At 65.5% G+C, this 5,455-nt stretch carries 5 protein-coding genes; all 5 read right to left on the reverse strand.

Features of this window, described 5'->3' with window-relative positions:
- Positions 1–675, reverse strand: a 675-nt coding sequence (gene add, locus ACESMD_RS05035; RefSeq protein ID WP_372610929.1) for an adenosine deaminase, incomplete at its 3' end; no start/stop codon positions are given.
- A gap of 26 nt (positions 676–701) precedes the next feature.
- Positions 702–2,435 (reverse strand): thiol reductant ABC exporter subunit CydC, encoded by a 1,734-nt coding sequence (cydC, locus tag ACESMD_RS05040; protein ID WP_372610931.1) that lies wholly within the window; start codon positions 2,433–2,435, stop codon positions 702–704.
- Positions 2,428–4,152, reverse strand: coding sequence for a thiol reductant ABC exporter subunit CydD (gene cydD / locus ACESMD_RS05045; protein WP_372610933.1), 1,725 nt, complete (start codon positions 4,150–4,152; stop codon positions 2,428–2,430). The genes cydC and cydD overlap by 8 nt, the downstream gene beginning before the upstream one ends.
- Positions 4,136–5,137 carry a cytochrome d ubiquinol oxidase subunit II gene (gene cydB, locus ACESMD_RS05050; RefSeq protein WP_372610935.1) on the reverse strand — a complete coding sequence of 334 codons (1,002 nt, stop codon included), beginning with the start codon at positions 5,135–5,137 and terminating at the stop codon, positions 4,136–4,138. Before cydB ends, cydD begins: the two co-directional genes overlap by 17 nt.
- 3 nt (positions 5,138–5,140) lie before the next feature.
- Positions 5,141–5,455 (reverse strand): cytochrome ubiquinol oxidase subunit I (locus ACESMD_RS05055; RefSeq protein WP_372610937.1); only part of this gene is annotated, 315 nt, incomplete at its 5' end.

Below are 5,455 nucleotides of genomic sequence, written 5' to 3' on the forward strand. Positions count from 1 at the left end.
ATCCTCCAGGCAACGCACGCCGTGATCGATGCGACAGACATCCAGCAGGTCCAGGGCCTCGCGGATGTAGGCGGGAGGCCCCTCCTCGCCGGCATGGGCGACCCGGGGAATACCGAGGGCGCGAGCCCGCTCGAATACAGCGACGAACTTCGCCGGCGGATGGCCGACCTCGGCGCTGTCGAGCCCTACGCCATCGAGCATCTCCCAGTAGGGGGCCGCGCTCTCCATCATCTCCATCGCCTCATCGGCCGGACCGTCGCGCAGGAAGGCCATGATCAACGCCGTGGACATGCCAAGCTCGCGCTGCGCCTGGCGCCGTGCCCGCGAAAGCCCCTCCATCACCACGGGCAGCTCGATGCCACGCGCCAGATGGGCCTGAGGGTCGAAGTGCATCTCTACATGCACCACCCCCTCGTCGCTGGCCCGTCGGAAGTAGTCCATCGCCAGATCGAAGAAGTCCTCGGCGGTCCGCAGGACACTCATGCCCTGATAGTAGAGGTCCAGGAAGGACTGAAGGTCGGAGAAATCATAGGCGGCGCGCACGTCCTCGACGGTTGCGTAGGGCAGCTCGATCCCGTTGCGCTCGGCAAGGGCAAACATCAACGCCGGTTCCAGAGCACCCTCGATGTGCAGATGTAGTTCCGCCTTGGGCAGGCGTCTGAGGAAGTCATGCATGGTCCACACCGTCGTAAGTCATGACCTTATACTGAAAGATACCGGGCGGTTTCGCAAAGCCTGCCGGCGCGCAATGTCATTGCCCGATCGATTGACGGCGGATCGACGGCCTCGCCCAGCTGGTGTACCAGGTAGATGACCGTGCGACCCGCCAGCCAGCCATCGAGCCGAGGCGCGATACGCGAGGCAGTTTCGGCATCCAGGCCAGCGAAGGGCTCGTCGAGGATCACCAGGCCGGGATCGCGCAGCCACAGCCTCGCCAGGGCCAGACGACGCGCCTGACCACCCGAGAGCTGGGCACCGCCCTCGCCCACCCGCGTCAATAGCTCTCCGGGTAATGCCTCTGCCCAGTCGGCGAGATCCACCATTGCCAGGGCCTGCCAAAGCCGTGGCTCCGGGGAGTCGGGGGCCGCAAGACGCAGGTTGGCGGCCAGGCTGTCATCGAAGAGATCCACCCGCTGGGTGAGCAGCCCCACTCGTTCCGCCAGAGACCCGGGCACCGGCCAGCCGAGGGGGACAGCGCCCAGGATGATCCGGCCCCGAGTCGGCGGAAGTCGACCAGCCAGCAGCCCTCCCAGGCTGGACTTTCCCGCACCGGAAACACCGGTGATCGCCACTCGCTCGCCAGGGCGTATATCCACGAAAACAGCTTCCAGGACAGGCTCGAGGTTGCCGGGATAGTGCAGCGTCACATCCTCCAGGGTCACCCCGAGCGGCCCGGCGGGAAGCGATTCTTCCCGCGTCGCTGCGACAGGTCGTGACGCCTCCAGCCCGTTGAGCCTCTCGGCAGCCGCCTGAGTCGCTCCGAGCCGCGTGAAGGCCATAGGCAGACCGGCCAGGGCCTCGTTCATGGCGAGGATCGCCAGGGACATCATCACCATCACTGGACCCGACAGATTTTCAACCTGGTGAGCCAGTGCCGCCAGCCAGAGGACCAGCGCCAGGGTCAGACTCACCGCCACGCCAACCAGGGCATTGCCGAAAGCCACTCGGCGTCCCAGACACCGTTGATCGACCTGAAGGCAGGCTTCTACGGCATCCAGACGCCGACGATGTTCCGCCAGGCTGCCATAGGCCTGCAATTCCGCGAGCCCCTGTAATTCCTCGATCAGGCCACTGCGCATTCGCTCTAGGTCAGTGACCTGGCGTCGGCTGGCCGCCATGCCTGCCAACGCCTGGCCAAGGGTGAGCCACAGCCAGGTCGTGCCGAGCACCAGCAACACCACCATCCCGGCCGCCGGCGACCAGATGGCCAAGAAGCCTCCCAGAGCGAGAATCGACAGGGCCGCCACTGCGGGAGGAGCCAGCAACCTCAGGTAGAGGCTGTCGAGCGAGTCGATGTCGGCGGTCAGGCGATGCAACCAGTCACTGGCTCGACGGCGAGAGAGTGTGCGCTCATCGAGCTCCACCAGCACACCGAAGAGCCGGGCGCGTAGATCGGCCAGCAAACGCAGAACCGTATCGTGGTTGTAGAGCCGCTCGGCATAGCGAGACACCGTTCGCGTCAGGGCAAAGGCACGAATCCCGCCGCCCGGGACATACACATCCAGACTGGCGGCGACACCTGTTGCCAGTAGCAGACCCGTCAATCCGCTGGCGGTGATGAACCAGCCGGATAGCGCCAGCAGGCCGATTGCCGAGACCAGCGTCAATGCCATCAAGGCCATCCCCGCCATCAGGCGACGGCGACGGCGTGCCAGCAGGCGACACCAGGGGGCGAAGGTGGTGCCTGACGTCGCCTGGCGGAGAGACTCAACCACGATCACTCTCCCCCGTCACGGCCACTAGCCGGCCGCCTTCATCGAGCTCCAGGCGTCGGTCCGCCATCGCCATCAGCGCCGGATGATGGGTGGCGATCACCAAGGTACGACCTTCCTCGGCCAGTTCACTCAGCCCCCGGATGATCCAGGCCTCGCTGTCCTCATCCAGGCTGGCCGTGGGTTCATCGAGCAATACCAGTGGCGAGGCCGAGAGAAAGATCCTGGCCAGGGCAAGTCGCTGGGCCTGGCCCGCGGAAAGTCCCAGGCCCCGTTCACCCAGTTGGGTCTCCAGGCCCTCGGGAAGGGCCGACAGGACGTCATCGAGGCCGGCGCGAGACAGTGCGTGACGCATCCTGATCTCGCTTGCCTCGGGATCGGCTAGCCGCAGGTTCTCGGTCAGGCTGCCGAGAATCAGCAATGGGCGCTGGTCCATCCAGGCAAACCTCATCTGCGTGGACCGACGCCACTGCCCCGACGATGGCCCGATAAAGCCGGCCAGCAGCTGCAGCAGCGTCGACTTGCCGGCCCCCGATGGCCCGGTGAGGACCAGCATCTCGCCCGGGATCACCTCCAGATCGATCGGTCCGAGCACTTGGCCCCGGCCGAGATGTTCTACCGTGACACCGCTGAGGCTGACGATTTCCCCGTCACTGGCCGGCTCCGGGGGGATCGCCTCCGGGTGCAGGGAATCCCGCCCCTCGTTGAGCAACGCCACGAGCCCATCGGCGGCACCCAGGGCAGCGGCTCGATCATGGTAATGCTGTGACAGGCTGCGCAGGGGCTGGAAGAACTCCGGCGCCAGCAGCAGCACCAGCAATCCAGAGAAGAGGCTGAGTTCCGCTGAGGGGCCATAGGTGATATAGCCAAGCAAGCCGAACCCGACATAGATTGCCACCACGGCGATGGCCACCGAGGAGAAGAATTCGAGTACCGCCGAGGAGAGGAAGGCCAGACGCAGTGTCTTCATGCTCAGCAGACGGTAGTCGTCCGCTGCGGCATGCACCTCGGCGGTGGCATCACGGGCACGACCGAAGAGCTGCAGGGTAGTGATACCGCGGACCCGATCGATGAAATGACCGGAGAGCCTGGCCATGGCCGAGAACTGGTCGCGGTTGAGACGCTCGGCTCCCATGCCGACCAGGGCCATGAACAGGGGGATAAGCGGAGCCGAGAGCAGCAGGAAGAGTGCAGCCAGCCAGTCGAGCCAGACAACCACCGCCAGGATCACCAAGGGAAGGGCCACCGCCAGGCGCAACTGGGGCAGGAAGCGGGCGAAGTAGCCATCCAGAGCCTCCACCTGTTCCACCAGCTGGTTGGCCAGCGAGGCTGAATGGCGCGATGCCAGACGCACCGGACCCAGGAGGGCCAGATGGTCGAGCAAGGCAGCCCTGGCCCGACGACGGATACGCAGACTGGCCTCGAGACCCGCAACCTCCTGGCCCCATTGCGCCAACGCCCTGATCGGCAGGACGGCCACCAGGGCAATGAAGGCCGGCCACAAGTCGGAAGGGGGCCGCTCAGCCACCAGAAGCTGGGCGAGCAGCCACGCCAGCAGCCCCATCTGCACCACGGTCAAGGTCCCGGCGGCCAATCCTGACAGGGTCGCCAGACCCAGCAAGCGACGCTCGCCAGCGGCCAGCGAGACGAGCCAAGGTCGGGGGCTCAGGGAACCCTGGGTATCGATGGGCTCCGCCACGGGCTCAGTGGTAGCCCTCACCCACCTTGACCTTGCCGCGGAAGACCCAGTAGGTCCAGGCGGTATAGCCCAGCACGATGGGGATGACGAAGAGCACGCCGATCAGCAGGAAGAGTTGGGACTCCGGGGCCGAGGCCGCATCCCAGATGGTGTAGTCGGGCGGCACGATTACCGGCCACTTGCTCACCACCAGCCCCAGGTAGGTGAAGATGAAGAGTCCCAGAGTGGCCACGAAGGGCAATCCCTCGGAACGCCGCCGAACCGAGACGAAGACCAGAGCCGCGCTCAACAGCGCCAGGGTCGGCAGTATCCAGATCAACTGGAGGTGATCGAACCAGCGCGACCAGACATTGGGGTCCACGAAGGGCGTCCAGAGGCTGATTATCGCGAACACCGCCAGCACCGCCGCAAGCAAGGGCAGGGTGATCCGATAGGCCCAGGCTTGGACATGCCCCTCGGATTTCAGGATCAACCAGGTGGCACCGAGCAGGGCGTAACCGGCCATCAGGCCCAGACCGGTCAGCACCGAGAAGGGGGTGAGCCAGTCCAGGGCACCACCTACATAGACGAAATCTTCCACCGGAAAGCCATGGATATAGGAACCCACCACGGCGCCCTGGGCGAAGGCGGCGACCGCAGAACCCCAGCAGAAGGCCCGGTTCCACCAGCGACGATTGCGACGCGACTTGAAACGGAACTCGAAGGCGATACCGCGGAAGATCAGGCCCGCCAGCATCAGGAAGACCCCGATGTAGAGAGCCGGCAGGAACACCGAATAGACCAGAGGAAAGGCCCCCAGCAGACCGGCCCCGCCAAGCACCAGCCAGGTCTCGTTGCCGTCCCAGACCGGGGCCACCGAGTTCATCATCACGTCTCGGGCGTCCTCGTCGGGCGCGAAGGGAAAGAGGATGCCCAACCCCAGGTCGAAGCCGTCCATCAGCACGTACATGATCACCCCGAAGCCGATGATCCCCGCCCAGATCAGTGAAAGATCGAACATTTCCATGATTCAGCTCCTTGTCGGCTGGCGTGAGGCGTCCTCGAAGGGCACATGGGCGGCGGACAGCGGACGCTTGGGTCGCTCCACCTCGCCGGGGTCATGGGTCGGCTCGGGCAGCATGCCCTGACGCACGACCCGGGTCAGGTAGTAGATGCCGGCCCAGAACACCACCGCATAGACAGACGCATAGCCGATCAGCGTGAACAGGGCCATGCCGCCCGTCAGCGACGGTGTGACCCCCTCAGCGTGGGTCATCATGCCGTAGACCAGCCAGGGCGCTCGGCCGGTCTCGGTGACGATCCAGCCGGCCAGCACGGCGACGAA

It is taken from the genome of Halomonas sp. (assembly GCF_041689495.1).
Classification (GTDB): domain Bacteria; phylum Pseudomonadota; class Gammaproteobacteria; order Pseudomonadales; family Halomonadaceae; genus Halomonas.

What these genes read in the sequence shown, in the direction of transcription:
- cydB (WP_372610935.1), bottom strand. Translation starts at nt 5,137, where the DNA reads ATGGAAATGTTCGATCTTTCACTGATCTGGGCGGGGATCATCGGCTTC.